General features: G+C 33.9%; 26 protein-coding genes, 4 pseudogenes and 1 riboswitch. Of the genes and pseudogenes, 12 read left to right on the plus strand and 18 right to left on the minus strand.

Annotated elements, in window-relative coordinates; genetic code table 11:
- Nucleotides 1-17: 17 nt before the first annotated feature.
- The 10 genes from SBL15_RS06320 to SBL15_RS06365 all read right to left on the minus strand — a co-directional run bounded on the left by SBL15_RS06320 (nt 18) and on the right by SBL15_RS06365 (nt 11,803).
- Nucleotides 18-1,178, minus strand: coding sequence for an aminotransferase class I/II-fold pyridoxal phosphate-dependent enzyme (locus SBL15_RS06320; RefSeq protein ID WP_317955478.1), 1,161 nt, complete (start codon nt 1,176-1,178; stop codon nt 18-20).
- A 79-nt stretch (nt 1,179-1,257) separates the two neighbouring features.
- Nucleotides 1,258-1,365: riboswitch (SAM riboswitch) on the minus strand.
- 79 nt (nt 1,366-1,444) lie between these two features.
- Nucleotides 1,445-2,950, minus strand: a complete 1,506-nt coding sequence (locus SBL15_RS06325; RefSeq protein WP_107637510.1) for a phytoene desaturase family protein — start codon at nt 2,948-2,950, stop codon at nt 1,445-1,447.
- 9 nt (nt 2,951-2,959) lie between these two features.
- Nucleotides 2,960-3,817, minus strand: a complete 858-nt coding sequence (locus tag SBL15_RS06330; RefSeq protein ID WP_053018480.1) for a phytoene/squalene synthase family protein — start codon at nt 3,815-3,817, stop codon at nt 2,960-2,962.
- A gap of 20 nt (nt 3,818-3,837) precedes the next feature.
- Entirely contained in the window at nt 3,838-4,965 is a 1,128-nt protein-coding gene (locus SBL15_RS06335) for a glycosyltransferase (RefSeq protein WP_107611642.1), read from the minus strand.
- A gap of 13 nt (nt 4,966-4,978) precedes the next feature.
- A complete protein-coding gene (locus SBL15_RS06340; RefSeq protein ID WP_107611605.1) occupies nt 4,979-6,487 on the minus strand; it encodes a phytoene desaturase family protein in 1,509 nt (502 codons plus the stop codon).
- Entirely contained in the window at nt 6,460-6,975 is a 516-nt protein-coding gene (locus SBL15_RS06345; RefSeq protein ID WP_053016384.1) for a hypothetical protein, read from the minus strand. Before SBL15_RS06345 ends, SBL15_RS06340 begins: the two co-directional genes overlap by 28 nt.
- A 167-nt stretch (nt 6,976-7,142) precedes the next feature.
- Nucleotides 7,143-7,862: a transglycosylase SLT domain-containing protein gene (locus tag SBL15_RS06350; RefSeq protein ID WP_317955481.1), complete on the minus strand. Its 720-nt coding sequence runs from the start codon at nt 7,860-7,862 to the stop codon at nt 7,143-7,145.
- A gap of 452 nt (nt 7,863-8,314) precedes the next feature.
- Nucleotides 8,315-9,739, minus strand: coding sequence for a phosphate--AMP phosphotransferase (locus SBL15_RS06355; protein ID WP_107637508.1), 1,425 nt, complete (start codon nt 9,737-9,739; stop codon nt 8,315-8,317).
- 155 nt (nt 9,740-9,894) lie between these two features.
- On the minus strand, nt 9,895-10,953 hold the full coding sequence (locus SBL15_RS06360; protein ID WP_016931231.1) for a PTS transporter subunit IIC: 1,059 nt from the start codon (nt 10,951-10,953) through the stop codon (nt 9,895-9,897).
- A 310-nt stretch (nt 10,954-11,263) separates the two neighbouring features.
- Nucleotides 11,264-11,803: a M23 family metallopeptidase gene (locus tag SBL15_RS06365; RefSeq protein WP_390894804.1), complete on the minus strand. Its 540-nt coding sequence runs from the start codon at nt 11,801-11,803 to the stop codon at nt 11,264-11,266.
- Nucleotides 11,804-12,139: 336 nt separating this feature from the next.
- Here SBL15_RS06365 and SBL15_RS06370 point away from each other — a divergent pair, with 336 nt between their 5' ends.
- The 3 genes from SBL15_RS06370 to SBL15_RS06380 all read left to right on the plus strand — a co-directional run bounded on the left by SBL15_RS06370 (nt 12,140) and on the right by SBL15_RS06380 (nt 14,108).
- The gene (locus SBL15_RS06370; protein WP_016931230.1) at nt 12,140-12,706 is read left to right on the plus strand and encodes a TetR/AcrR family transcriptional regulator; all 567 of its coding nucleotides are present in this window, start codon (nt 12,140-12,142) and stop codon (nt 12,704-12,706) included.
- Nucleotides 12,707-12,914: 208 nt separating this feature from the next.
- Complete coding sequence (locus SBL15_RS06375; protein WP_107612445.1) at nt 12,915-13,859, plus strand: LLM class oxidoreductase; 945 nt, start codon at nt 12,915-12,917, stop codon at nt 13,857-13,859.
- Nucleotides 13,860-13,871: 12 nt separating this feature from the next.
- The gene (locus tag SBL15_RS06380) at nt 13,872-14,108 is read left to right on the plus strand and encodes a DUF896 domain-containing protein (RefSeq protein ID WP_011274805.1); all 237 of its coding nucleotides are present in this window, start codon (nt 13,872-13,874) and stop codon (nt 14,106-14,108) included.
- 236 nt (nt 14,109-14,344) lie between these two features.
- Here the strand turns inward: SBL15_RS06380 and SBL15_RS06385 are convergent, their stop codons facing one another.
- Genes SBL15_RS06385 through SBL15_RS06395 form a run of 3 tightly spaced genes read right to left on the minus strand, consistent with a single transcriptional unit; the run spans nt 14,345 to nt 15,878 of the window.
- Complete coding sequence (locus SBL15_RS06385; RefSeq protein ID WP_107637914.1) at nt 14,345-14,722, minus strand: VOC family protein; 378 nt, start codon at nt 14,720-14,722, stop codon at nt 14,345-14,347.
- A 25-nt stretch (nt 14,723-14,747) separates the two neighbouring features.
- A complete protein-coding gene (locus SBL15_RS06390) occupies nt 14,748-15,566 on the minus strand; it encodes an NmrA/HSCARG family protein (protein WP_107612441.1) in 819 nt (272 codons plus the stop codon).
- Nucleotides 15,567-15,578: 12 nt separating this feature from the next.
- Complete coding sequence (locus SBL15_RS06395; protein WP_317955485.1) at nt 15,579-15,878, minus strand: DUF2316 family protein; 300 nt, start codon at nt 15,876-15,878, stop codon at nt 15,579-15,581.
- Between the two features lie 110 nt (nt 15,879-15,988).
- Here SBL15_RS06395 and SBL15_RS06400 point away from each other — a divergent pair, with 110 nt between their 5' ends.
- From SBL15_RS06400 to SBL15_RS06430, 7 genes and pseudogenes are all read left to right on the plus strand, one after another.
- A complete protein-coding gene (locus SBL15_RS06400) occupies nt 15,989-16,546 on the plus strand; it encodes a TetR/AcrR family transcriptional regulator (protein WP_107612437.1) in 558 nt (185 codons plus the stop codon).
- On the plus strand, nt 16,546-17,250 hold the full coding sequence (locus SBL15_RS06405; RefSeq protein WP_107612435.1) for an SDR family NAD(P)-dependent oxidoreductase: 705 nt from the start codon (nt 16,546-16,548) through the stop codon (nt 17,248-17,250). The genes SBL15_RS06400 and SBL15_RS06405 overlap by 1 nt, the downstream gene beginning before the upstream one ends.
- Before the next feature lie 27 nt (nt 17,251-17,277).
- Nucleotides 17,278-18,281, plus strand: a pseudogene (locus SBL15_RS06410) (amidohydrolase family protein).
- A gap of 73 nt (nt 18,282-18,354) precedes the next feature.
- A pseudogene (locus SBL15_RS06415) lies at nt 18,355-19,190 on the plus strand (alpha/beta fold hydrolase).
- A 25-nt stretch (nt 19,191-19,215) separates the two neighbouring features.
- Nucleotides 19,216-19,419, plus strand: a pseudogene (locus SBL15_RS06420) (bile acid 7-alpha dehydratase); the annotation flags it as partial.
- A 180-nt stretch (nt 19,420-19,599) separates the two neighbouring features.
- On the plus strand, nt 19,600-19,959 hold the full coding sequence (locus tag SBL15_RS06425; protein ID WP_223197237.1) for a hypothetical protein: 360 nt from the start codon (nt 19,600-19,602) through the stop codon (nt 19,957-19,959).
- A gap of 4 nt (nt 19,960-19,963) precedes the next feature.
- A pseudogene (locus SBL15_RS06430) lies at nt 19,964-20,912 on the plus strand (amidohydrolase family protein).
- Nucleotides 20,913-20,964: 52 nt separating this feature from the next.
- Here SBL15_RS06430 and SBL15_RS06435 read toward each other — a convergent pair.
- Entirely contained in the window at nt 20,965-21,819 is an 855-nt protein-coding gene (locus SBL15_RS06435; RefSeq protein ID WP_107613194.1) for a fructosamine kinase family protein, read from the minus strand.
- Nucleotides 21,820-22,049: 230 nt separating this feature from the next.
- Between SBL15_RS06435 and SBL15_RS06440 the strand changes: the two genes are divergently transcribed.
- Both SBL15_RS06440 and SBL15_RS06445 read left to right on the plus strand, forming a co-directional pair.
- The gene (locus tag SBL15_RS06440) at nt 22,050-23,117 is read left to right on the plus strand and encodes a quinone-dependent dihydroorotate dehydrogenase (RefSeq protein ID WP_317955488.1); all 1,068 of its coding nucleotides are present in this window, start codon (nt 22,050-22,052) and stop codon (nt 23,115-23,117) included.
- A 72-nt stretch (nt 23,118-23,189) separates the two neighbouring features.
- Nucleotides 23,190-23,483, plus strand: coding sequence for a hypothetical protein (locus SBL15_RS06445; RefSeq protein WP_053041323.1), 294 nt, complete (start codon nt 23,190-23,192; stop codon nt 23,481-23,483).
- Between the two features lie 52 nt (nt 23,484-23,535).
- Here the strand turns inward: SBL15_RS06445 and SBL15_RS06450 are convergent, their stop codons facing one another.
- From SBL15_RS06450 to SBL15_RS06465, 4 genes are all read right to left on the minus strand, one after another.
- Nucleotides 23,536-24,252, minus strand: coding sequence for an epoxyqueuosine reductase QueH (locus tag SBL15_RS06450; protein ID WP_011274794.1), 717 nt, complete (start codon nt 24,250-24,252; stop codon nt 23,536-23,538).
- Between the two features lie 62 nt (nt 24,253-24,314).
- The gene (locus tag SBL15_RS06455) at nt 24,315-24,818 is read right to left on the minus strand and encodes a hypothetical protein (protein ID WP_107613195.1); all 504 of its coding nucleotides are present in this window, start codon (nt 24,816-24,818) and stop codon (nt 24,315-24,317) included.
- Between the two features lie 3 nt (nt 24,819-24,821).
- Complete coding sequence (locus SBL15_RS06460) at nt 24,822-25,334, minus strand: DUF3278 domain-containing protein (protein ID WP_182477416.1); 513 nt, start codon at nt 25,332-25,334, stop codon at nt 24,822-24,824.
- 575 nt (nt 25,335-25,909) lie between these two features.
- Nucleotides 25,910-26,503: a TetR/AcrR family transcriptional regulator gene (locus tag SBL15_RS06465; RefSeq protein ID WP_053041321.1), complete on the minus strand. Its 594-nt coding sequence runs from the start codon at nt 26,501-26,503 to the stop codon at nt 25,910-25,912.
- Nucleotides 26,504-26,610: the final 107 nt, after the last annotated feature.

The raw sequence follows: 26,610 nt of genomic DNA on the forward strand, positions 1-26,610 counted from the left end.
CTATTTGTGACTTCTTATTACTCGTTATATAAATAGGATAAAGAAGCTAATCGTTTAGCCGCTTCAGTTAATAATTGATCATCTAATGCTAGGGAAATACGGACGTAATGACGACCATTTTCACCAAATGGAATGCCAGGCGCCACTAAGATCGATTGTTCTTTCAACAAATACTGTTCAAATGATTCACTATCATACCCTGGTGGTGTTTGAAGCCATGAGTAAATGCCACCTTTAGAATGTACAAATGGTAAATTGGCATCTTTTAATTGCTTTTCAAACATGTCACGACGACGTTTGAATGTTTCATTTTGTTGATCTAGAAAGTCATCATAGTGATTAAGTGCGTATGTTGCTGCATCTTGAAGGGCACCAAACATACCAGCATTAGTATGTGTTTGATATTTCTTAAGCGCTTGTATCATGTCTTTGTTACCTACTGCGAAACCTACTCTAAATCCTGACATATTATAGCCTTTGGATAATGAAAAGATTTCAATTGCTACTTCCTTTGCATCTTTAGAAGCAAGTATACTTGGGTTCTTTGCATCAAATCCAAAAGCACTATAAGCGAAATCATGAACGACCTTTGTATGTGTACCTTTAAATCTTTGAATCGCTTCGTCAAACACTGATTTAGTAGCCGTTGATCCAGTAGGATTATTTGGGTAAGTCAAATAAACGAGTGACGTACGTGCTAATGTTTGTGCATCTACTTTGCTCCAATCTGGCAAATAATGTGGAGGCTCCAAATTAAGTGGTACTGGATTGGCATCAGCAAGCATGACACCAGCGAGATAATCCGTATAACCTGGGTCTGGAAGTAGCACGCTTTCTCCAGGATTAACAATACATGTAGGTAAAGCCACTAAACCATTTTTAGTACCATAAAGTATGCACACTTCATCATCTTTATGTAGCTCAACACCATATTGTCTTTGATAGAAATTAACAATTGCTTCCTTAAAGGATTCCTTACCATGAAATGCACCATATTTTTGATTTTCAGGAATTCGAACAGCATCAGCAAAGTGATCAACGATGCCTTTAGGCGTTTCGCCATCCGGGATACCAACTGCCATATTAATTAACGGTAGTGGTCCATGCTCAACCTTACGTCCCATTGTCTTACCAAAGTAACTATCAGGAATATTGGCTAGTTTATTAGAAATTGTCATTATTTACCCCCTTTTAAAATTAAAAAAGCTATATATCACTCTCAATTGATAGTGACATATAGCTTAGTTATGACTATGACACTTATCTTTGAGGCATACCTCTTTGGAATTAGCACAGTACTTTTGTCTTTTAAGTCTGTTGCTGAAGTTTCATTGGGCCAAATCCCTTCACTTCTCTGGATAAGTCTATTGAATTAATATTTATTGTATCAGTTCAATAAGTATTGTCAATATTTATAATTTTCAGATTTATAGCAAGTTTTACTTTATTTTCCGTGTTCTATATCTTCTAACATTGCTTCGGCAGTAATTTTAGCACTAGTCAACACAATTGGCACACCTGCACCAGGGTGCGTACTTGCCCCTGCGAAGTATAAGTCTTTATAATCTCTTGATACATTTGGGGGTCTATAATAATTACTTTGTGTAAGTGTTGGCATAAGTCCAAATGCTGAGCCGAATTTGGCATTATAACGACTCTCAAAATCAAGCGGTGTAAATACTGTTTCAGATACAATATCTTGACGTATATCTTTAAGTGCCTCAATCGTTTCTAATTTGTTATAAATGAATTCTTTCGCTTGTTCAACCATACTAGGATCGTTCCAGTCAATTTCACCTGTCTTCAACTCAGGGACTGGCATTAAGACATACATCCCTGTCTGATCTTTAGGCGCTAATGCTTCGTCTTCTACAGATGGGAGGTAAAGATATAATGATGGGTCATCAGGCATCTTACCACTAAAAATGTCATCAATATTGCCTCTAAAATCTTTAGCAAATACAACATTATGTACATGTAATTTATCACGTAATTGACGATTAATACCTGCATAAATTAAAAATGCTGAACATGAATAGTCCATGTTATCTACCTTTTCAGGAGAATAGTTCTTTAAAGGTGAGTGCGCAGGCATTAAGTTTTGTGCCACATATGGAAAGTCAGCAGTACATAGCACTTTGTCAAAACGTCGAATATCACCATTAACACGTAGACCATCTGCACGTTTAAATTTAGGATCAATAATGATTTCTTGTACATCTGCATTAAGTTCCACTTTAACACCATGGTCTTGACCAAGTTGTAATAAACCTTGTGCTAAGCCATACATACCGCCTTTTATATAATGAACGCCATGTACCATTTCAATCATTGGAATAATAGAATAAATTGAAGGCCCTTGTTTAGGATCAATACCTATGTATAACGTTTGAAATGCGAGTAACTTACGTATTTTTTCATTGGATACATAATTATCTATTAATTGATTCGCATTATTAAATGTCTTTAATTTTAATCCACGATATAGCGTCAATGGGTTATAAAATTCACTTGGTTTACGGAATGTTCGTTCAAGGAAGTATTTGCGCGCCACTTCATATCGTTTATACACATCCGTTAAAAATTGCATAAAACCTTGAGTAGAACCTGGTTCTATCGCTTCTAACGTTTGACTAAGTTGTGCTAAATCAGTTGATACACTCACTTTATCTTTATCAGAAAAATAAATATCAAAAATATGTGTTAGTGGCTTCATATCTACGTAATCTTCAAAACGTTTGCCACTTTCTTCAAATACAGCTTTATAAACATCCGGTACCATCACTATGGTTGGTCCCATATCAAAAGTAAAACCATCTTTCTTAAATTGGCTCATACGGCCACCAACTTGTTCATTCTTCTCAAATATTGTAACTTGATGACCTTTAGCGGCTAATCGTGCTGCAGCTGCTAAGCCGGTAACGCCAGCGCCTACTACTGCTATATTCATATATCTCACCTAATCTTTATATTTTTTCTTTAAATTGCGGTAGATTTTATGTTTTTTCCATTTAGAAACGTACGCACGGTCTTTCAATGAGTAATCTGCTTTACGTACTTCGGTTAATATACCTCGATATACTTGGGCTGCTAACTCAATAATCATTCGAGATTCTTCATTGTATACATCAAGATGATTTAAAACCATGTCATAGTTATTATCGGCTAATGTAGCGTAGAATTCCCAAATTTTAATGTAATTGTCAGAGGGTTGATCACGTTCTATTTCATCAGCAATTGAAACATTAAATTCATTTAAACGTGCTTTACTAAAGTAAATACGCCCGTTGCGATAATCTTCACCAACATCACGTAGTATGTTCGTTAATTGAAGCGCCTCACCTAATTGCTTTCCATACTCATATGCTTCATCTGACGGTGGCGTTGCTAGTATTGGGATCAGTAATACGCCTACAGTTCCCGCAACACCATAACAATAATCTAGTAGACCACGATCTGTTTCAAACATTTCGAAATGCTGGTCTGCTTCAACCGTATCAATTAAGTCATAGAGGGCTTGGAAATTCATTTGAAAATGTGTAGCTGCATCAGCAAATGCCATCATAATGCGGTCATCACTTTCAAATGTCGTTGTTGTTTGATGTTCAATAGCTTTAACATCTCGGTTAATCTTATGTAGATATTCCACGTCTTGGTGTACATCGATACTATCATCAACAATTCTACAAACTGCATAAATCGCCCAGATTGCTCGTCGTTGTTGTTCTGGTAACATATCAAACGCATATGAGAAACTCTTAGAGTAATCTTTCATAATTTGATGACAATATTGATAATTTTCTTCTAATGTGCTCATGGAGAACCCCCTGCTAAATATTATTTAATACTAAATTGTCGTCCTTTCCATTTTACCTGTTTCGTGTAATGAATGTGACGATATGAATTTATATAAATTAAAACAAACACTAAAAACAATATTGGGTTAATAGCTAAAAATAAAATTGAAAAACGTCCTACTCGACGATGTAATCGAATAAATTGTAATGTATATAAACTATATGATAACGCCATTCGCTTAAATGACAAAGTTTTCATAAATAAACTAAGTGTTAATCCGCTAAATGAGGTGATACTTCCCACCATCCATAAGATAATTAACATCATGATATGAGATTGTGTTGACGAAGCACCTACCGCTAAGTGTTTCGTCCATCCCTCTATCATTGTTTTAAATCCCGCTTCATACATTCTAAAGCTAACAAATCCCTGACCTTCAAATTGCGTCACTGGCAAATGGCAACGATGAAAGGCTTTTCCCAAAGAAAATCCTTCAATAATATGAGATGCAGCATTTTTATGTCCTTGTGTCAGGATATAATCGGATTTGTTCATGACTGTAACAGGTCCAAATGCTAATGACTCTCCTTTAGATTTAGATAAAGTTGAAAAACTATTTGTACCTACAACTGTCATAAGATTAAACATAGCCGATAAGTGTTCATAAGGTTGATGAACAACATGATACGGTTGAATACTCATTAAGCCACGATACTGTTGTCGTGCATATGACTGAATAATTGCCTCTAGGGCATATTTATTATTCAATTCTACATCTGCATCCATAAAGATAAGAATATCTGACGCTGTATGAGAAGCACCTAGATAACATGCATATGACTTACCAACCCAGGTATTGTCATTGTCGTCATACGTCACATTATACACTTTCGCGCCCATCTCTCGTGCTATCTCAGCTGTTCCATCATTTGAATCATCGTCCATGACGATACATTCAACTCGTATTGATTGCCGAGACAAACTTTTTAACAATTTGGGTAATCTCATTTCCTCGTTGCGCGCTGGTATAATCACACTTATTGATTGAGTTGTTTCGCCCTTATGTTTCTTATTAAACGAGAGTAAATGACGACGACTATACATTAAATAACCACTGACTAATGATAGACCTGTACTTGCATGAAGAAGTGACTCCAATTTAGTCATAGTTGCATAACCTCTAATCTCTTGAAGCATTAGTAACTTTACTTTCAAGTGCATTAATTTTATCCGCTACTTGTTGTCCGCTTAATGTTACCATTGGCATACCGCCACCAGGATTAACAGATCCTCCTACAAAGAATAAGTTATCAAAGTATTGACTTTGTTTAGGAAACTTGAATCCTTTATTTTTCTTCTTATCTGCGACTACACCATAAACGGCACCTTTATTTGAACCATACGTTTGTTCAATATCATGTGGCGTCCAAATATCTTCATATATAATATGTTGACGCAAATCTGTAAGCCCCATTTGCTCTAATTTATCCAATACACGCTCTCGGAAGTCACGATATTGTTCCTCTGTAAACGGTTCGTCTTGAATGTACGGAATATGTGGTAATACTTTTAAATTTTCATGTCCTTCTGGCGCTTGAGATGGATCCGATTTATTTGAATTAACAAGATAAATCGTTGGGTCTTGTGGCAATACTTTGTCATGAAACACTTCTCGATAATTACGCTTAGAATCACTTGAGAAGAGGAAATTATGATGTGCCAATTGAGAATATGCTTTGTCTACTCCTAAATGCATCACATAGCCAGATGCTGCAGGTTCATAAACTGTCTCTAATTGCGCTATTTTTTTATTTGAAAAGTGCAGTAAGTCACGATACGTAGGTATCACTTCTCTATTAGAAACAATGTAATCTGCACTCACATGTGAACCATCATCTAATCTAACGCCTGTAACATGATTAAAATACGTATCAATACTACGTATATCCGTACCGGTATGAATGGTTACGCCCTCTTCAATTGCTAATTGTTCCAATGCACGTGCAAGTTTATGAATACCACCTTTAACGTACCACAATCCTTGTTCATATTGCATGTGAATTAAAAGCGAAAGTACTGCTGGTGCATCATAAGAAGAAGACCCAACATATTTTATAAAGTAGCCAAGCATATCTCTTAATTCTTGTTTCTCAATATAACGATTAATAGCTTGTTGCATTGTTGAGAAGTAATCCACACCTTTAAGTGAACGCAATGGTCCCTGGTATTTAATAATTTCAGAAACTGTATCAAGCCCTAGTGCAAAGTAGCCTTTTTCCGTGAAGCGATGGATTTTTTCTGCATAATTTAAAAATTGATGAAGTTGCTGAATATCGCCATTGGTAAGATAGGTATTGGCATTTAACATTTGAGACAAGTCTTCATATAAATCTATAACTTCACCATTAGTGAAGAAACTACGCCATTGTAAAGGTAATCGTTCAATAGTAACATAGTCTTTCATTTGCTTATCACTATAGTCAAATAAGTTTTCAAATATGTATGGCATCGTTAAAATAGATGGACCTAAATCAAAACCGAATCCCTCTGTTTCTAAACGATTTACTTTCCCACCAATGTGGTTATTCTTCTCATAAAGCGAAACATCAAAGTCACTTTGAGCAAGACGAATAGCAGCTGATATCCCACCTAGTCCTCCACCTATAATGATGATTTTCTTTTGCGACATGTACGTTCACCTCTTTTCATTCTTAGTTGATAGTAATGTTCTAACCTAGGACGATTGTATCGTTGCGTGAGTATGATCGGTAAATTTGCCGAAATCACATAACAAAAATTAATGAATAGTATATATTTAGGCGCTTTGATAAAAACAACTACAGGGATCATTGATAACCAATGAACAAGTTCTGCACGGCGCATTTCTAAAATCATAAAATGTATATCTTCTAATTTAAATGAAGCCAGTCGCCTTTTATTATAGATACGATAATTGAATTGAGCTGCTTCTGGAATGTAATGTTTCCATTTATTAATACGAAATAGTTTATTCCATAAAGCGCCTCTCTTTTCCCACGACCATATTTTAAAAACTGATGCATACCTCACAAATAAAGAGGACGGGCATCGTAACATGATATTAGATAGTGATAATTGTACGGTTGTCCAGAACACACTATGTATTAAACCTAGTTTTAATACTTTTCTTAATGTCATTGATATTCAACACTTTCGATTTGTATATTGTCTTAGTATCTTCCCTATAATCGCGGTCGGTAAACATTATGCTACAGTGTCTATTAAAACACAAAAAAAGAGGCCGACCTTAAAGTCGACCTCTTTTCTCGATAACTCGATGTACTATCCAGTTACCTTAGTAAATCCTACCACCAACCGTGGCTAGCACGGAATGCAATTGCTGCATCTAATGAACCGTAACGGCTATTAGCGTAGTTAATCATACCTTTAGTTTGTGAAGCTACTGAACCAGTACCCCATGATTCCATAGTTTGACCTAAACCTCTGTAACCAGCTCGGTTAACTGCGTTAGGATTACCACCTGATTCAGGCATTACGATTGCGTTCCAAGCAGCTTCAGTACCACCATTAGCTAAGAATTGAGCTTTAACTGATCCACCAGTTGAAGCTGATGAAGATGATGATGAAGTTGAAGCTGAGTATGAAGTTGTTTTTGGTGCAGATACTGCTTCAACGTTAGTGTTGCTTGATTGTTGGTTTGAGCTTACTGATTGAGTTGAAGCTTCGTTGCTGTATGAAGCTGAGTAGTCAGTTGATTGAGCAGCTGGAGCAGCTTGTGTAGTTGCTACTGTGTCAGCACCACCAACGTAAGTGTAATCCCAAGACCAAGATTGACCGTCTGAAGTGAAGTTGTATTTGAAACCATCTTTAACGAATGTGATGTTGTATGCACCAGCTTGTACTGGGTGAGCATTTAATTCAGATGGGTTGTTTTGAGCTAAGTTAGCTAATTGTGCATAGTTTGTAGTTGATTCAGATGCATGTGCACTGTTATCTGTAGTTAATGCATAACCTGTTACTCCTAAAGCTACTGCTAATGACGACGCGATTACTGTTTTTTTCATAATAAAAAATTCCTCCAAAAAAATTTAGTTTATATTTTCGTTTTGTTAAATTCTTAAGTTATTGTGTTTTGCTCTGTGTTTAACTTTTGACAATAAGTACTATATCATAAAAAAACGCCAATAGTATTGCGCTTATCTTACAAAAAATTACATTGAACGACTTGTTTTGTAACATTGAAATATTTATATTTCATTCTGTAATATTATATTTTGAACAAATCGTTTAAAATTTCATCATGAAATAAGGTTTTACAATACTCTTTTAAGAAATTTACAACAATTTTACATATTCTGTAATATTACAAACTGCCGTTTTGTTACAATACCGTAATATTTCTAACAACTTAGAATATATTCAATTTATTTATATAACATAGAAAAACCAAGAAACGATTCTATATTCAACCGTTTCTTGGTTTATTAATCAACTTATTACATTATAATCTTATAAATTAATAATCCTTGACGCCCCATAACACTTTTTCACATTTACGAATAATATACTTCATTATTTCTATTCTTGATGTTTTCTTATGATCTGCTGGTACGACTAGCCATGGTGCATGTGTTGTATTTGTTTTTTTAACCATGTCGTGGCTGGCTTCAACGTATAAATCCCACTTGTCACGATTACGCCAATCTTCATCAGTGATTTTCCATTGTTTATCTACATTATTTTGGCGATCTTTAAAACGTTTAAGCTGTTCGTCTTTATCTAATGTCAGGAAGAATTTTAGGATAATTGCACCTTCATCGGTCCACATCTTTTCAAATGCGTTGATCTCATCATAGGCACGTTGCCATTCATTCGTTGTTGCAAATCCTTCAATTCGCTCAACTAATACACGTCCATACCAACTTCTATCAAATAATTCGATATGACCGCTTCTTGGCATATCCTTTGCAAAGCGCCATAAATAATGATGTTTCAGTTCAACATCTGTAGGTGCGCTGATGCCATTAACTTCATAACCAGTAGGATCAAGCTTTTCTCTAATACGCTTAATATTACCGCCTTTTCCTGCTGCATCCATTCCTTCAAATACAAGAATTAACGGAATTTTTCTATCATATAAAGCAAATTGTATTTCGCGCATACGTTTCTGCAGTTCAGTAATTAATGTTTTATATTCTTCTTTAGAAACTTTTTCTACATCTTTATCAAACAGTTCAGTAGCAAAGTGCTCTGAGAATTCACCATCATAGGCTTTATCCTTCGCATGATGTTTTGCTATGGCTTGTTCTAAACGTTCAATTATGTGTTCATACATCTTTTCAATCGCCATTTGGCGTTCTGTATAGTCAATAATCTTCCATTGTTTATCCTGTTTAATAAATTGATGCATATCTTCTAAATACGTTTCTGTTGATAGTACACTTCCATACTCTTGAACTTTCCAACGCATCAGTGGATTTTCTTTTGTTTGTTTAATATGTTCTTGTCTTTTATCTTCATTGATTTCAATAAAGAATTTGATGATTTCATAATCATCTTCGATTAACATATCTTCAAAAGATGCAATTTGTTCTGTTAAAACATCATAATTTTTATATCTATCGTGTTTAATTTCGTTTTCTCGATAATCTAAATAATGAGAGTACCAGCTTCTAAAATAGACATTGATATCACCTTTTTTAGGTAATGTATTCCAATATTTTTGTAAAAACTGATAACGCAAATCATCCTTTTGTGGTGATTGTGTCGCAATAAAATGTGTATATTTGGCATCAAAATTGAGTAATAATTCATTTGAAAGTCGTGTTTTTCCAGAAGCAGGGACACCTTCAAATAAAATCATAACTGGAATAGCTAATTCGTGTGTCTGTCTTGTAAGTTCAGCTGTCTTTAGTGCTAATTTTTCGATTTTATTAGCCATTAACCATTCACCCTTTATGTAACGTATTATTTCATTTTTATTGTAACACTATTTATTTCATATTTTATCTTAATCTCTATATGTATTCTCATTTTCAAAAAAGAATTGATAAAATGCGATAATCAACACTTTATCAATTCTTATTTAACAAATGGTTAACCCATAAATTTATATATGTCGTTTGTATAAAGACGTAATACTTTTCGGAAAATAATATCTAAAATAAATGCAGTTACTAATGGTACAACAAAGAATCCCAAAATAATGAGTAAGATACTTAATATTGCAGAATCTACATGTAAGAATTTAAAAGCACTAATTGGTCCAATCATCCCAATGAAACCAAATCCTGCAGACTCTTTTGTCCCTGCAATACCAATCAAGCTACCTGCAATTCCTGAAATACCAGCAGTTATAAGAATTGGTAACATTATAATTGGATATTTCACCATGTTAGGCATCATCATTTTCACACCGCCGAAGAATATAGAAATTGGTACTGCAACTCGGTTCACTTTGCTTGTCCCAATAAGTAATACTGCTTCAGTAGCTGAAATACCAATAGATGCTGAACCTGCTGCAAGACCTGTAATCCCTATAGCAATGGCTATCGCAACTGTTGATAATGGTGAAATAATAATAAAACTAAAGACCATAGAAATAAGCATACACATCAATACAGGTTGTAGTTCTGTGAAGCTATTAACCATATTACCAATGCCAGTTGTAATCATATGTACGTATGGCAATATAAGTACACCAATTGTAGCGGACAAACCACCTACGATAGTTGGATACACAATCAGTGCCATGCTACCGACACGTTTTTCAATTAATAAAATAAATAGTACAGCAATCGTTGCAGTAATCATCGTATTAATCAAGTCACCAATGCCTGCAATTACCCAGGCACCGTTCTTAAATTGTGCTGCCCCGCTTCCTACATAAGATGCACAAGCAACAACTGCAATCGCTAATGGTGTCATATCAAATTTCAAAGCAATGAGCGCTCCGATTAATGCGGGTACTGTAAATTGCATTGCTTGTACGACATGTAACAAAGTTCCAAAGAATGGATGGTGATGCATGAATGCTTTAAAGATTTCTCCCAAAATGGCATTGGGTACTAAACCAACAACGATACCGATAGCTACGCCCGATAGCACTCTAAATGTAAAATCTTTAACGCCTATTTCTCTAAGTGTTGATGTCATATAAAAAACCTCCTATTGTTTAATCTGCACACTTAATATGTTGATCAGCCTACTTACTGAGGATTGATGTCACATGTAAACAACTACTCACGTCAATCATTTGAATAAGTAATGATAGATTTTACTATATCATAAATTCTAAATTTTCAGAATATTATTTTTATTTTTTCTTTAAAAAGTAACATTTAACGATAATGATTGGATTCCAAAATTTACTTCTTGATTAATAGGTATGAATTTTTTGATATTAAAAAATCTGAAACATGACTCAGGCTTCAGATTTTTAATACTATCTATTTTGTTTTTCATATCAGATATTAAATAAACTCTTTTCTTTTTTTGGTAGTTGATCAATAAATGATTGAGGATCTTCGGCATAATCATTGCCTATGCCACCCTTCATTCTTTGAAAATGTAAATGCGAGCCAGTTGTCTGTTCACCTGTATTACCAGATAAAGCAATCACATCACCAGCTTTAACTTGTTGACCTTGAGTTACCTTGAAATCATTTAAATGCATATACCATTGATGATATTGGCCATTATCTTCAGAGATTTGTATCACTTTACCACCTAAATCATCTTCAAATAACCTTGTGACAACACCATCTGTCGCTGCTAACACTTCAGTATCTTCAGGTAAGTCATAATCATTCCCATAATGTTTGTCATTACCTTCAAACTCTAAACCATGATTATATGTGCCATAACCATGCGTCAAACGTCCATCTCTATTCCAATCACCATATTGATTATCATCATTTAAAGACATTTGAGATGGTTGCATATCAATTTCACGAATTAAATATGTTACGGATACACCGATACCTACACATATCAGTATAGTCATAACTATTTTGATAAATTGTTTCAAACATCGCTCTCCTTTTTAATTCATTATTATTTTGTATGTTATCAAACATCACGACAAGAAAGTGTATACTTTGCTTACATTCAGACTAATTGACTAGATAATGAACAAAATTGACTGTTATAATAGTAGAAACTCGTCTCATAATTAATTTTAACCATAATGAAATTAAAAATTTTATTAGGAAATTGAAGTTTGACTACTCTACAGTTTAGGTTGATAGTTACATATCATTGTAAGCGTGAACTTTGACAACCTTCTCTTTTCGACAGATAATTTAATGTAAGCTATAGGTCAACAAGGGAGGTGCCTATATTGACTACGACTAAAGTGGATCCTCGTATTATCAGAACAAAGAAACTGCTGGTAGAAGCGTTTCAAGAGGTTTCCCGAGAGAAAAAGATGTCACAAATCACTGTTAAAGATATTACTGAACGTGCCACGGTCAACCGTGCTACTTTCTACGCACATTTTACAGATAAATATGATATTCTCGATTACACTTTATCCGAAACAATTTTGAAAGATTTAAATGACACGTTAGCTATTTCTGATATGATTAATGAAGCCGTCATTACTAATCTATTTATATCTATTGCCAATTATATGGTTGAAGTACAAGATTCATGCAAGATGAATAGTGAAACGTTTTGTAACCAAGCCCATCAACGTATTAATAATGAATTAGAAGATATTTTTACCATTATGCTTCGTAATAGCTATCCTGAACAGGATATTGATGTACTCGTTAATAGTGCTAGTTTTCTAGCTTCAGGATTATGTGGTCTCGCTAGACATTGGCTCGATACCAGTTCGCTTACAGCAGAAGCTTTTATAGATAAAAATTTACCTTTCTTAATTCATCATATAACACACTTATAATTCAACTTCTGAGGCATTGCCTTAGAGGTTTTTTTATGGAAAAAGCTAATCTAATCAACAAATACTGAGCATTGTTGTCTAAGCAACAAATTTCATAAGCATGTATGTTGCATATTATTTAAATGGGGCGTATATTACATTTATACAACACATGTTAGTTAGATAATAAATGTTGTATAAATATTAAATGAAGTTGGGAGGTAAGGACATGTCAGATATTGATGAACACGAGGGATTTAAACGTACGTTTAAAAATAATAAATTGACGCTAGGTTTATCCATACCGTTTGATAATAAAAAACAAAACAATATTGATTTTGATGAGCAAGTGAGACTCGCTCAAAAGGCAGAGTCTTTGGGATTTACAAGTTTGTCTGTGAGAGATAATCCATTGTATAGCCCTCATTTAGGCAACGTTACTACGAATTATGATCCGTTCGTCTATTTAACCTATCTGAGTGCCTTTACCTCAAAGATTGCACTGGGTACTGGTAGTACCGTAGCAACCTTACGACATCCCATTCATCTAGCTAAATCAGCTGCCTCACTTGATCTCATTTCCAATCAACGTTTATTACTCGGTATGGCTACCGGTGATCGCTCTTTTGAATTCCCTGCATTTAAAGTAGATGAAAATGAATTAACAGAACGTTATCAAACAACCATTCACTCAATAAGAGAACTGTGGCAATCACATTCTCCCAAAATCTCAAATTCAATTTTCGAATTATATGAAGATTCAGGGTTACAAGTATTGCCAAAACATCATACGATTCCAATGTTTGGTACGGGATATTCAAAACAATCAATGGCTTGGCTTCAAGAAAATATGGATGGTTGGTTATTTTACGCTCAACCTTTTCAAGAGCAAAAGAAATTAGTTGAAGCTTGGCACAGTGGTACTGACCGCTTCAAACCATTTATGAATATTCTAATGATTGATTTATCCCAAAATCCAAACGAAACCGTTAAACCAATTAAAGGTGGTTTCCGTACTGGACGTAAGAATTTATTACAAATATTAAAAGCTTATGAATCAATTAATACAAATCATATTATCTTAAGATTTACAAATGATGATCGTGATATCGAAGAAATAATAGAAGAAGTTGGAATGTATATTGTTCCGCATTTTCCAGCTCATACAATTTAGGAGGAATAAATAATGAGAGAACTATTAGATAGAATTAACCAATTAGCAAATAAAGAAAAAGTTGAAAGTTTAAGCGTTGAAGAAAAACAAGAACAACATCAATTAAGACAAGAATATTTAGGTATGATAAGAGGTCAAGTACTTCATACTTTCTCAACGATGAAAGTTTTAGACCCACTTGGTCAAGACGTTACACCTGATAAAGTGTATGACTTAAGAGAAGAATACGGCAATATTCAAGAAAACTAATTGTATACAAAGTAAGGAGCCTGGGACATAAATAATATGATGATGCTATTTTGCAAATTCGCAGTAGCTGACTGAACTGAAAATGCGCTTAAATCAAGCTTTTTTCAGTACTAATCATCCTTGTGGTCGGGGCCCCAACAAAGAGAATTTCACTAAGAAATTCTACAAGCAAAGCAAGTTGGGAGTGGGACGACGAATTTAAAAAGAATTCTGTCCCACTCCCTTTTGATTTTTAGCTAACAAACTAAGAAATTATCTTTATGTCCATCTGGGTCTACAAATGTTGCACCGTAGTATCCTTGATAAGTTCCTGGTTCATCAATCACTTTACCGCCTGATGATTCCACTTTTCGCATTAACTCATCTACTTCATCATTCGTTTTTACACCTAAAGATATAATGACTTCATTAGGTTGTTTCGAAACGGATTCATGCGTCACTTTTTCAAAATGATTATTTTCAATTAAAATCACAATCGTTTGTCCGATTTTAATACCAACCATTTTGTCTAGCATATCTGAATTTTTATTAATCTCAAATCCTAAATTTTTGTAAAATTGTTCACTACGTTCTAAATCTTCGACATGTAAATTAAACCACATTGACTGAATCATAATCTTCCCCCTCATTTTGAAAAAATTAAAAGTTCACTTCACTAATCCATTGCTCAAGCGTTAAACGACCGGGATTGATCTCATCCATTTGATTAAAATCAATTATATAACCTTTTTCTTCAAGCCATCCACGTTCTGCTGTACCACTTGAGAACGAACCTTTAATTTCTGTAGGTTTACCAGTTACCGTTGCAAATGTTTTAACAACTTCTTTTAATGTAAGTTCATCAGAAGCGATTTCAATAGCTTGATGGTTATATTTTTCTGCATTGGCAAATACATTGGATGCAATTCTAGCGATATCTATTGAAGAAATCATTGCGAATTTAACATCTTGATTAATAAATTCAGGAATCATAATTTCTCCGTTTTCGACTTTAGTAATTCTTAAGAAATTATCCATAAAGAACGATGGTTTGATGATTGTATAATTTAATGAACTGTCTTTAAGTTCATTCTCAATATCAGCTAAGGCTTCGAAATGGGGACCTGTACGATCACGGTTGACGCCACCTGCAGTACTATAAACAACATAGTCAATATTTTGTTCTTCTGCCGTTTTAATAATCATCTTACCTTGGCGTAATTCTTCTTGAATATTATCTACAATAATTGGTTGAACACTATAAACACCATATTGCCCTTTCATAGCATTTGTTAAACTTTCTTGGTTACTTAAATCGCCCTCAAATATTTCTAAATTGTCATTATCTATTGAAGCTAATTTTTCATTATTTTTATTACGTGTAAAAGCACGAACTTTCCAACCATCTAACAATAATTGTTTTACTACAGCATTGCCTTGTTTACCTGTAGCACCTATAACTAATATACTTTTACCCATTATTTATCTCTCCTATTGTAAAAACCAATAATCTTCTTTTTCACCTTTTAAATACGTATAATCTTTTGGTTGGTCACCATTCTGTCTAATGTTGTCATTAATTAAATCACGAATATCCCATACTAAGTGTATAAATTTTTGTAATTTATTACCAAAGAACCCATTAGGGGCATCCATGTTTAATACCCCTTCCACTTCTTCTACTGAAATATTCATTTCATTAGCAATATTTTCAAAACTTAATGTTGATTCATGGAAATGTACTTTCAATTCTTCACTCGTCACTTGTCTTTGTTGTTTATTCAACGACATATTCAAAAATAATTTAAATAAGCCTTTATATTTGTAATCATCATTAACAAGATTTATAATAAACGGACACTTATCCGTTTGTCAACGAAATCAATTTAAGAGGTGATACGATGCGTAAAGATGCATTAAAGAATCGACAACGTATAGAAGATAAAGCGCTTGAGTTATTTAAATCTAAAGGCGTGAATAATGTGAGTATGAATCGAATATCTAAAGAATTAAATATCGGTATGGGGACGCTCTACCGACATTTTAAGGATAAAAGCGATTTATGTTATCGCATTATAGAACATGATTTTGATGATATTATGAACCAAATGATAGAAATTAAATCACAGTATACGTCTAGAACAGACATCATGGCTCATTCTCTTGATATATTTTTAAAATTCAAAACGGACAATAGTGATTTATTAAATTGTATTGAAGGTAAAGACAATGCCAAATTATTCCGTTCAAGCAACTTCTTCAAACATTTAAATCAATATTACTTTGATTTGTTTAATGATTACGGAGATGAAGCATGGGCTATATTTAAAACAGATATGCTTTTAAAATCTTTAACAACTAATACATTTGAATTTCAAAAAAACGAACGACAACTCACTAATGAAACTTTTAGAAATAACTTAATCAAACTATACTTGCCAAATGAGGTGACGCAATAATGGAAAGAATCACGTTAATAACTGGCGGAAACAAAGGCTTAGGCTTTGAAACTGCTAAATCACTCAAAGCTGAAGGACATAAAATTTATATTGGCTCTAGAGATGCTGAGCGTGGACGTAAAGCTGCTGAAGATTTAGATGTCGAGTTTGTTCAATTAGATGTCACTGATGATGATTCCGTCCAAAATGCATTTAAAACCATTCAAGCGCAAGAAGGACGTCTAGACGTATTAATCAATAATGCTGGTATTTCAGGTGGTTTTAAAAAACCTGCAGAGTTAACAGTAGAAGATGTTCAAAATGTTTACAATACTAATGTCTTTGGCATCGTTAGAATGATGCACACATTCATTCCACTCTTAGAGCAATCCGACCAACCTGTCGTAGTCAATGTAAGTAGTGGTTTAGGTTCATTTGGAATGGTAACTAACCCTGATACACAAGAATCAAAAGTGAACTCATTAGCTTACTGTTCATCTAAATCCGCGGTAACTATGTTGACAGTGCAGTATGCGAAGGGACTACCTCATATTCAAATCAATGCTGCGGATCCTGGTTCAACCAACACTGATTTAGTTGGTGACTTTAGTAACAACGCTAAACCAGCATCAGAAGGCATTATCCCTATCGTTAAACTTGCCACTATCGATAAAGATGGTCCTACAGGTACATTTATTGATGGTAATGGCACAATGCCTTGGTAATTATTTAAATTTTAGGAGGCTTTTCTAATGAAAAGTATTAACTTTGAAGAACATTATGTTGTAGAAGAGATTCAAAAAGAAACAATGAAATATATGTCATCTGATCCTAAAGGCGTACCCATGAAAACAATGCTTGAAGGTCTTGAACAAAAATCAGGTTTCACAGATGCTGATGAAATCTCATATCATGATAAACGTATTGATTTTATGGACAAACACGATGTCGAAATGCAAGTACTATCATACGGTAATGGTGCACCTTCAAACTTAGAAGGTCAGCGTGCAATTGATTTATGTAAAAAACGAATGATACATTAGCAGAATATGTTGAAAAAAATCCAGAACGCTTTGTTGGATTTGCGACTTTACCAATTAATGAACCAGAGGCAACAGTTGAAGAATTTAAACGTTGTATCAATGACTTAAATTTCAAAGGTGCTTTAATTATGGGTCACCCTAAAAATGGTTTCCTTGATCAGGACGAATACGAACCATTATTTGCGGCTGCAGAAGAATTAAACGCACCAATCTATTTACATCCATCTCCAATTCAAAGTGATGTATATCAAGCTTACTATAAAGGTAACTATCCTGATGTAACAGCAGCTACATTTGCTTGTTTCGGTTATGGTTGGCATGTAGATGTAGGTATTCACGCAATTCATTTAGTACTTTCAGGTGTATTTGATCGTCATCCAAACTTAAATATTATTTTTGGACATTGGGGCGAATTTGTACCCTTCTTCTTAGAACGTATGGATTCAATTTTATTTGCAGATCACCTACAACATCCAATTAGTCACTATTTCAAAAATAATTTCTACATTACACCAAGTGGCATGTTAACAAAACCACAATTTGATCTAGTTAAAGCAGAAGTCGGTGTTGATAGAATCTTATATTCAGCTGACTATCCATATGTAGAACCTGACCAACTTGGAACTTTCTTAAGCGATTTAGGTTTAACAGAAGAAGAACAAGAGAAAATTAGTTATACCAATGGTGCTAAATTATTGGGTTTAGATAAATAATCATATAACTACAATCAAATAATAAATCATACAAATTCAATCGCATAATCAAACTTTATCGGAGGTTTTATAAATGGAAACATTAGAATTACAAGGCGCTAAATTACGTTATCACAAAGTGGGTAATGGTCCTGTTATCATCTTCATCCCTGGTGCAAACGGAACTGGAGATATCTTCATGCCACTTGCACAACAATTAAAAGATAAATTCACTGTTGTCGCTGTAGATCGACGTGGATATGGACAAAGTGAATTAACTGAACCACTACCTGAGGAAGCAATCAATCCAGATAGTCGTTACCGAGTTAAACGTGATGCGCAAGATATCGCTGAATTGGCAAAATCATTAAGTGATGAGCCAGTATATGTATTAGGTTCAAGCTCCGGTTCAATCGTAGCAATGCATGTTTTAAAAGAACATCCTGAAGTTGTTAAAAAAATCGCATTCCATGAACCACCTATTAATACATTCTTGCCAGATGCAAAATATTGGCAAGATAAAAACGCCGAAATCATTGATATTGCAATAAATGAAGGTATGCCTCAAGCTATGAAATTATTTGGTGAAACATTACAAATAAGTAAATTAGACCAAGAATACATGTCAAAACCAGCAGAAGCTGAAAGTGATGCTAATAGCCAAAAACGTTTCGACGAGATGTTAGGCTGGTTTAAATATGAAATTCGTCAATACACAGAGTCTGATATTTCAATAGACGATTTCAATAAACATAAGACATTATTACTTTATTAAATGGTTTAGCTTCAAAAGGTTCATTCCCGCAAGAAGTCAACTTCTTCATTTCTGAAGAAACTGGCATCAAAATTATCGACATTCCAGGTGGTCACTTAGGATACGTTCAAGACTCTGAAGGTTTCGCTAAAGTATTACTTGAAATGTGGGCTTAATTGGAATTAAAGGAGTGTCATTATAGTGCTTTTCACTAGAAATAAACCATATACAAATGAAACGTTACTAGCTAAAGAAGATATTCTTGAGCTCATTCAATTTGAACGTTTCTGTCGTGATAATGCCCTTTGGGAGAGTATGGAAACATGTTTCGCAGATGATTCTTATATCAATATTTCTTGGTTCAAAGGAAATGGTAATGAATTTGTCGCTTCATCCAGGATTCTAGGACATAAATAGTGTAATATTGTTATTTTGCAAATTCGCAGTAGCTGACTGAACTGAGAAGACGCTTAAATCAAGCTTCTCTCAGTTCTCGTCAGCCTTGCGGGGGTGGGAAGACGAATTTAAAAGAATTCTGTCCCACTCCCTCAAATTTGGATTAATGACACGCGTGCTGTAGCGATTATGCAAGCGACCATTCAAACACGCCTTCCAATTCAAAATGTTGAAATGGAATTACAATCAGATGCTAAATTGGTATATTGTCTCGAACAAAATCAACAAGGCGTTTGGTATATTACTCGTCTTGAATGTATATATGAGAAAGATAGCTTAACACCAGTTAAACCAACAACGATTAATCTACCAAAGGATGACTTTACAGATTATCGTCCAAGCTATGCTTGCTTATCTTATGCATTAAATGCCATTGGTTATGATGTAAACAGTGAGTTACAAGGTATCGATAGACCAAATGAAGTCAATGCGTATTATGATGAAATCGATGATTGGCTAACTTTTAAAAACGAAAAGAAAGAAGCGTAAAAATATGAAAAAAATTGATTTACATGCTCATTATATTTCACCTGGATTCTCGAAATTTCTAGATGATTATTTCGATGGCAAGGGAGACGGTGTAGCAACACCGAACTTCTCTCCTGAAGGTTATTTAGATTTAATGACACGTATGGATATTGAATATGGAGGTATTGTCTATTTCAAGTCCCCATATTAGCGCTGCACCAGATGATGAAATGGTTGATTTGGCTAAAGAAGTCAATGCGTATGCTTCTGAATTTACACATAAATATCCAGAACAGTTAGGTTTCTTTGCGACGTTACCACTGCCATTAGTGGATGAAAGCATTGAGACGATTGATACTGCATTAGATAAGCAAGGTGCTTTAGGTTTCACTTTACCTACGAATGCACGTGGTATTTATGTTGGTGATGACCGCCTAAATAAAGTCTTAACTAAATTAGATGAGCGTCATGCCGTTGTTGCACTTCATCCGAATGAACCTAAGCCTAATATAGAAGCAATGAGCGACGTTGTTCCTGCACCGTTAATGGAATTCATCTTTGATACAACACGTACGGTCATTTATATGAGTCAAAACAATGTGTTTAGCAAATATCCAAATATTAAGTGGATTATTCCACATTGTGGTGCGTTACTTCCTGTTATTGCTCAACGTGTTGCAATGGGTAATAAGATGTTTGGAAGTGAACGTCAACCTGATGATTTAGAACAAGTTATGAAAGAGTTATACTTTGATTTAGCTGGAAAAGTCCTACCTTATCAGCTTCCAAATATTGCTCAATGTGTAGACATGGATAAAATTGTATATGATTCAGATGCACCTTATACAACCGATCAAGTTGTTACGATGTTAGCTGATGAACTTGAAAAAACTGATTTAGTATCACATCATGAACTTGAGAAAATGTTATATGATAATGGTAAGCAGTTATTAAAAACAATTAAAGAAGATTAATAAGCATGAGCGGCACGGGTATCACTGTACCTGTACTGCCCATGCTTATTTTTTACGCCAATATTTCATCCATTGATCGATTTACGCTACTAGCGTACATTCCACCAAATTTTAGTAAATGGACCATAAATAAATATAGTCTATAAAACTCTAAACGCTTACGAGCACCTTTTCCTGAAGGATAGTGCTTCTCATATTCGTCATAAAATTCTCGGGTAAATCCACCAAATACAGTAGTGATTCCTAAATCAAACTCCCTATCGCCATAAAACGGTGCAGGATCGAATAAAGCGGGGCTACCATCTGTTAAGAACATATAATTGCCACCCCATAAGTCTCCATGCAACAATGACGGTTTACTATTGTGATTTTCTAGTTCATTTACCATCACTGTACGGACTTGTTCATAGACTTTATTATCTTCGTCATTCCATAATCCTTTCCGCATGAGTTCATCTCTCAAATGATCCATGCGACGTTCGACAAAGATTTCAATCCACGAATCAGACCAAGTATTATCAAATGAAATATCTCCACCTTCATGAGGTAAATCAAATCCAAATTTGCCGTCAGATTGTTGCTGGCTATGCATTTTGGCTACTAATTGACCTAGTTCTCGTTGACTACCGGTCGTTCCCTCATCTAAGTAACTCAATATTAAGAAAGCATCACCATTAATTTCACCGCTATCAATCACATGTGGTGCTGTAACTCCTGCTTCTTCAAAAGCGTTAAGTCCAGCAATTTCAGCAGCATAGAATGATTTATCACGATTGCGTTGAACTAACAAGAAATACACGTCATCTTCTGTAATTACTTTGAATGCTTCGTTCACATCTCCACCACTCACCGGCTTAATGTCTCGTATATGGTTTAATGGTAATTGTTCTTGCCAATCTTTTTTCATGATGTTTCCTCCTTCGAATACATCTTCTCACTTTATTATTATATTTCCTGAAAAAGGACTATTTAATCGTAAGCATATATATCCACATTTAAGTTGAGGCAAATTTTTAAACAGTTTCTAAATTAACTATGCAATTATTGTTGAACATGCTAGTCTTAGAGAGGAATGTTTTTTCAATGATATTAAATGAGGATAGTAAGCCTCAAATACAATGAAACAGGAGCATTAAAATGTATAAATTAATTAAACCACTATTATTTAAATTCGACCCTGAAAAAGCGCATGGCATGACCATTGATGCTTTAAAACTTGCCCAAAAACGCCCCTTTTTACTACCTATTATGCACAAAATCTTTAACTATGAAGATCCTTCTTTAGCACAAACAATTAAAGGTATCACATTTAACAATCCAGTTGGTTTAGCTGCTGGCTTTGACAAATCTTGCGAAGTACCTAAAGCACTTGAAAATGTTGGCTTCGGTGCACTTGAATTAGGTGGCATTACACCTAAACCTCAAGATGGTAATCCAAAACCTCGTATGTATCGTCTAGTTGAAGATAATGCATTAATCAATCGTATGGGCTTTAATAATATTGGTATGAACAGAGCATTATGGAATTTACGTCGCCATTCATACAATATCCCTGTTGGCTTAAATGTTGGTGTAAATAAAACGACACCTTATAATGAGCGTTATCAAGATTACATTAAAGTAATTGATACATTTAAAGCTGATGTCTCATTTTTTACAGTTAATATAAGTTCACCAAATACTGAGAATTTAAAAAGTTTCCATGATAAAGATGAATTTTCAATGTTATGCAAAGCTTTGAAAGACTTTAAAGCCAATACAGAAGTAAATGTCCCTATTTTCTTAAAATTAACTTCTGATTTAGAACTAGATGGTTTTAAAAATATTCTACCAGCAATTACTGAAACATTTGATGGTATGATTCTAGCGAATACAACTCGTAAGCGTGATGGTCTCACTTCTTCTAATAAAGTAGAAGATGGCGGATTAAGTGGACAACCCCTTTTCAAAAGAAATTTAGAGTTAGTGAAATGGGCATATCAACAAACAAATGGCGAATTCTTAATTATCGGCACAGGCGGTATATTTAGTGCTAAAGATGCCATTCAAATGATGCGAAATGGTGCATCTCTTGTTCAAATCTATTCTTCATTAGTTATTGAAGGTCCTAGTTTGACTAAGAAGATAAATAAAGACATCGCTGCTTACTTAAAGCAACATAATTATAATTATGTGAGTGATATTATTGGATTAGACGCGAAATAATATAGCTTTACTTAATTATAAAAAGTACTATACTTAAGCCAAAGATAACAAGTTTACCGGAGGGGTATACGTATGACTGCAGAAGATAAAAATACAAAACAAAATGCAGACCAACCGTCTAAAAGTAAAGAACAGCCTTCAAATCAAAATGATAAAGTGACAAAAGATGACGATAATAGCATTGGCTATAATGGCGAAAAGAAGACCGCACTTGATCTTGAAATCGAACGCGAGTTGCTTGAAATGATGGAAAATGAAGATCCAGAACCTGAGAAGCAGAAAAAAGGTTTAAAAATTGCAGGTATCCTATCTGCATTTGTGATTGCCATTCTAGCCATTATACGTTTTATTAATCGAACAATATAAAATACGACTCCTAATTTGAAAAGATTAAACTTCAAATTAGGAGTCATTTTCTTTAAAATTGCTGTAAAAAGTCTTTAGCTTCTTGATTGATTTGTTTAAAATCAATGCCTTGAGCCATCGCTGCGAAGACACATCCACAATAGCATTGTCGAAATATATGATAGTCATTACACATCTCTATTGAACGTTCATAGCCCTTATTTTTCTTGAAGTCACTCGGCAAGTAGCTCACGTCATATAAATGTTGTACTTCCATACCCAGTTCATTTATAAGTTGCGCATTCTTTTTAGGTGATAGTGTGAGTGCACTTCCAAAGTAGTCATACCCGTATTTCACAGCAGCTTCAGCAACTAGCTCCAAACGCATTTCGAAACATGCTGTACAACGTAACCCTCCTTCTGGTTCTTCAGTGAGGCCACGTGATTTTGCCATTTTCATAAACTCATGCGGTTTATATTCCGCTTCAATATATTTAACATTCTTTCCGGTTCTCTCATTAAAATCATTAACAAATTGTTCCTGAACTTTTGCACGTCTTAAATATTCATTTTTAGGATGTATATTGGGATTCGCAAAATAAATTGCCACGTCAGCATACTCCGTTAAATATTCTAACGTATAAGTGCTACATGGCGCACAACAACTATGTAGTAAGATTTTAGGTCTTAAACCTTCCCTTTCCCATTGATTAATTAATTTTTTCAATACCCTATCGTAGTTGATTTTTTGATTTTTCATTTTAGCAATAATTGGATCAGCTTTTAACATAAAAATGACTCCTTAAGCATTATATAAATTTATTATATAATAATTAAGGAGTTGAATAATAGTTAATATTCTTTTTTGAGCATAATCATATAGTAAATAAACATGATACCGCCGAATAGCACACCAGAAAATGCACATTTGATTAATTGTTCTTTGAAGTCAAATCCGTCATTAAAAATATAAGGGAAGATAACCCCCGTAATAATAAACATCACCGTTGCAAAATAAACGACGAAAAACGAGCATTTTATTGCAAGCTTTTTCACCCATTGTTTGTATTCTTCAGCTGAATGAGCTTTTAACTCATCTAAACGGTTTCTTCTATTAATCCAAAGAGATACAAACGTTAAAATAACACTTAACGCTAATAAGCATATTGTTCCAAAATTCACTGTTTCTCTCTTCATATCAATAACCAAACTTATTGTACCTAAGATAACTATTGTAATATATGTCAATAAAAACATAACCGCTAACTTATGTTCAAGCACACCTTGCTCACGCTCATCACGACCTGTGGGATTTTGAGTGAACCAATTAAATAATATTTGACTAAATTTATCCATTTCTTAATCCCCCTCACCATATTCTTTAACAATTTTACCTTTTCCAACGAAATAACTTATTACGCCGAAAATTAAAGCAGAAATAAAATTAAGTGTTATGAAAAATCCTAATTCAATCTTTTGATCTGAAAAATATAGTCGCGTTAAATTAAGTAGGCTCATAATTACACCGAACATAATTCCACCGAAAATACTGCCTAACTTATGCTTCTTTAATAGTCTTTGATATGCTTCTTTAGAATAAACTCGATTTTCATCTAAATTATTTTTTCGGATGCCTCTCGATAAGAAAATACTAGCAATAAAGAATAAAACAAATATACCTATGGTCGGTACATTAACACGTTGAACAACATAATCATTAATTAAACTTATAAAAGCTAGGATTAGTAAGCCTAAATAAGTGATAATAAATGTTGTAGTGACGTGTCCGTATAATTCTTCTTTTTCACGTTCATCAAGTTCAGTCGTTGTACCGATGATTCGATTAATCATCTTATCTCTAAAATTAGTCATCCTCAACCACCTCAAGATTATTGATAACCCTTTATGTAAAATATAAACGACATTAAGATGAATGTCAAATATAGCCGACACACACATTGATTAATTTGCTTAACATCAAGTGTTATGCTAAAATATCTTTAATAAAAAACACCTAGCACGTTTGTGACTTGGTACTAGGTGTAAAAATAAAGGACATATTACTGACTTATAGGTAAGCCAATATGTATCTCCAATTTCTATTATTGGGCTAACGTTTTCTTAATTGCGAGTTAAGAAAACGTTATTTTTTATACTTTATTTCAAATATTAAAATAATTATATAACCCTAGATACATAGAATGTCATTTAATGGGAGATGAACCATTATATCTATTGTCATCATGCTCCCCTCTCTCTCCCAATTGGATTTATAGAGTTAGAGATACATAACAACGTAATAGGTTCCCTCATTTTTATGCGTTTCATTATACATCGTATGCTATTATATAAAACTCAATAATATATGCTTAATTCAACAATTTATAATAATCTTTTTAAAATTAAAAAGCTCCTAATCACTAATATCAGTAATTAGAAGCCATACATTATTTATTAATCTCTCTTTGTATAATTGTAGCTGGTCCATTATTAACAATATCATAGAAGTATTGAATTAAATCTTCTTTAGGGATGCGGTTACCATCCTCAACCCAATGTCTTAAGAACGATAATCCTGCACCTGAAACATAGCTCATAAAATATGAGAAAGGTATACCACTAATATCACCATCTAAATTAGTAAAACTATTTAAATAGTTCGTTAGCAAGCCATATAATTTTTCATGCAATCTAGATTCCGTGCCTATTTTGAACATTAATTGATAAAACGTTATATTTTCTTCAATATGTACAATAAGAAATTCCATTATGTGTCTTAAGTCTTCTGTTGAGAACTTTCCACCACTACTCTTTTTACTCTCTTTAATAAAATTACGCACAATATCTACATGTTCATCTTCCATCTTATCTAGCAAGTCATATTTATCTAAATAATGCGTATAAAACGTACCACGATTAATATCAGCTAAATCAGAAATTTGTTGTACAGTAACATCATTGAAATCATACTTATGTAATAAATCTATGAATGCTGTTTTAATCGCTTGTTGAGATTTTCTAATTCTACGATCTTGAGTCATTTGATAGACCTCACTTTAAATGTTTGTTTTTGTACAATTATATCGGCTTTGTTGGTTTTCGTACAATTGCATGCATATTGATTGTTGAAACGTTCAACGTCACGGTT

Source organism: Staphylococcus sp. NWU MKU2, assembly GCF_033283605.1.
Lineage (GTDB): Bacteria > Bacillota > Bacilli > Staphylococcales > Staphylococcaceae > Staphylococcus > Staphylococcus haemolyticus.

Excerpts from the sequence above, each read along its gene's own strand:
- SBL15_RS06320 (WP_317955478.1), bottom strand. The coding sequence starts at position 1,178 with ATGACAATTTCTAATAAACTAGCCAATATTCCTGATAGTTACTTTGGT.
- SBL15_RS06325 (WP_107637510.1), bottom strand. The coding sequence starts at position 2,950 with ATGAATATAGCAGTAGTAGGCGCTGGCGTTACCGGCTTAGCAGCTGCA.
- SBL15_RS06330 (WP_053018480.1), bottom strand. The coding sequence starts at position 3,817 with ATGAGCACATTAGAAGAAAATTATCAATATTGTCATCAAATTATGAAA.
- SBL15_RS06335 (WP_107611642.1), bottom strand. The coding sequence starts at position 4,965 with ATGACTAAATTGGAGTCACTTCTTCATGCAAGTACAGGTCTATCATTA.
- SBL15_RS06340 (WP_107611605.1), bottom strand. The coding sequence starts at position 6,487 with ATGTCGCAAAAGAAAATCATCATTATAGGTGGAGGACTAGGTGGGATA.
- SBL15_RS06345 (WP_053016384.1), bottom strand. The coding sequence starts at position 6,975 with ATGACATTAAGAAAAGTATTAAAACTAGGTTTAATACATAGTGTGTTC.
- SBL15_RS06350 (WP_317955481.1), bottom strand. The coding sequence starts at position 7,862 with ATGAAAAAAACAGTAATCGCGTCGTCATTAGCAGTAGCTTTAGGAGTA.
- SBL15_RS06355 (WP_107637508.1), bottom strand. The coding sequence starts at position 9,739 with ATGGCTAATAAAATCGAAAAATTAGCACTAAAGACAGCTGAACTTACA.
- SBL15_RS06360 (WP_016931231.1), bottom strand. The coding sequence starts at position 10,953 with ATGACATCAACACTTAGAGAAATAGGCGTTAAAGATTTTACATTTAGA.
- SBL15_RS06365 (WP_390894804.1), bottom strand. The coding sequence starts at position 11,803 with ATGACTATACTGATATGTGTAGGTATCGGTGTATCCGTAACATATTTA.
- SBL15_RS06375 (WP_107612445.1), top strand. The coding sequence starts at position 12,915 with ATGTCAGATATTGATGAACACGAGGGATTTAAACGTACGTTTAAAAAT.
- SBL15_RS06380 (WP_011274805.1), top strand. The coding sequence starts at position 13,872 with ATGAGAGAACTATTAGATAGAATTAACCAATTAGCAAATAAAGAAAAA.
- SBL15_RS06385 (WP_107637914.1), bottom strand. The coding sequence starts at position 14,722 with ATGATTCAGTCAATGTGGTTTAATTTACATGTCGAAGATTTAGAACGT.
- SBL15_RS06390 (WP_107612441.1), bottom strand. The coding sequence starts at position 15,566 with ATGGGTAAAAGTATATTAGTTATAGGTGCTACAGGTAAACAAGGCAAT.
- SBL15_RS06395 (WP_317955485.1), bottom strand. The coding sequence starts at position 15,878 with ATGTCGTTGAATAAACAACAAAGACAAGTGACGAGTGAAGAATTGAAA.
- SBL15_RS06400 (WP_107612437.1), top strand. The coding sequence starts at position 15,989 with ATGCGTAAAGATGCATTAAAGAATCGACAACGTATAGAAGATAAAGCG.
- SBL15_RS06405 (WP_107612435.1), top strand. The coding sequence starts at position 16,546 with ATGGAAAGAATCACGTTAATAACTGGCGGAAACAAAGGCTTAGGCTTT.
- SBL15_RS06425 (WP_223197237.1), top strand. The coding sequence starts at position 19,600 with ATGCAAGCGACCATTCAAACACGCCTTCCAATTCAAAATGTTGAAATG.
- SBL15_RS06435 (WP_107613194.1), bottom strand. The coding sequence starts at position 21,819 with ATGAAAAAAGATTGGCAAGAACAATTACCATTAAACCATATACGAGAC.
- SBL15_RS06440 (WP_317955488.1), top strand. The coding sequence starts at position 22,050 with ATGTATAAATTAATTAAACCACTATTATTTAAATTCGACCCTGAAAAA.
- SBL15_RS06445 (WP_053041323.1), top strand. The coding sequence starts at position 23,190 with ATGACTGCAGAAGATAAAAATACAAAACAAAATGCAGACCAACCGTCT.
- SBL15_RS06450 (WP_011274794.1), bottom strand. The coding sequence starts at position 24,252 with ATGTTAAAAGCTGATCCAATTATTGCTAAAATGAAAAATCAAAAAATC.
- SBL15_RS06455 (WP_107613195.1), bottom strand. The coding sequence starts at position 24,818 with ATGGATAAATTTAGTCAAATATTATTTAATTGGTTCACTCAAAATCCC.
- SBL15_RS06460 (WP_182477416.1), bottom strand. The coding sequence starts at position 25,334 with ATGACTAATTTTAGAGATAAGATGATTAATCGAATCATCGGTACAACG.
- SBL15_RS06465 (WP_053041321.1), bottom strand. The coding sequence starts at position 26,503 with ATGACTCAAGATCGTAGAATTAGAAAATCTCAACAAGCGATTAAAACA.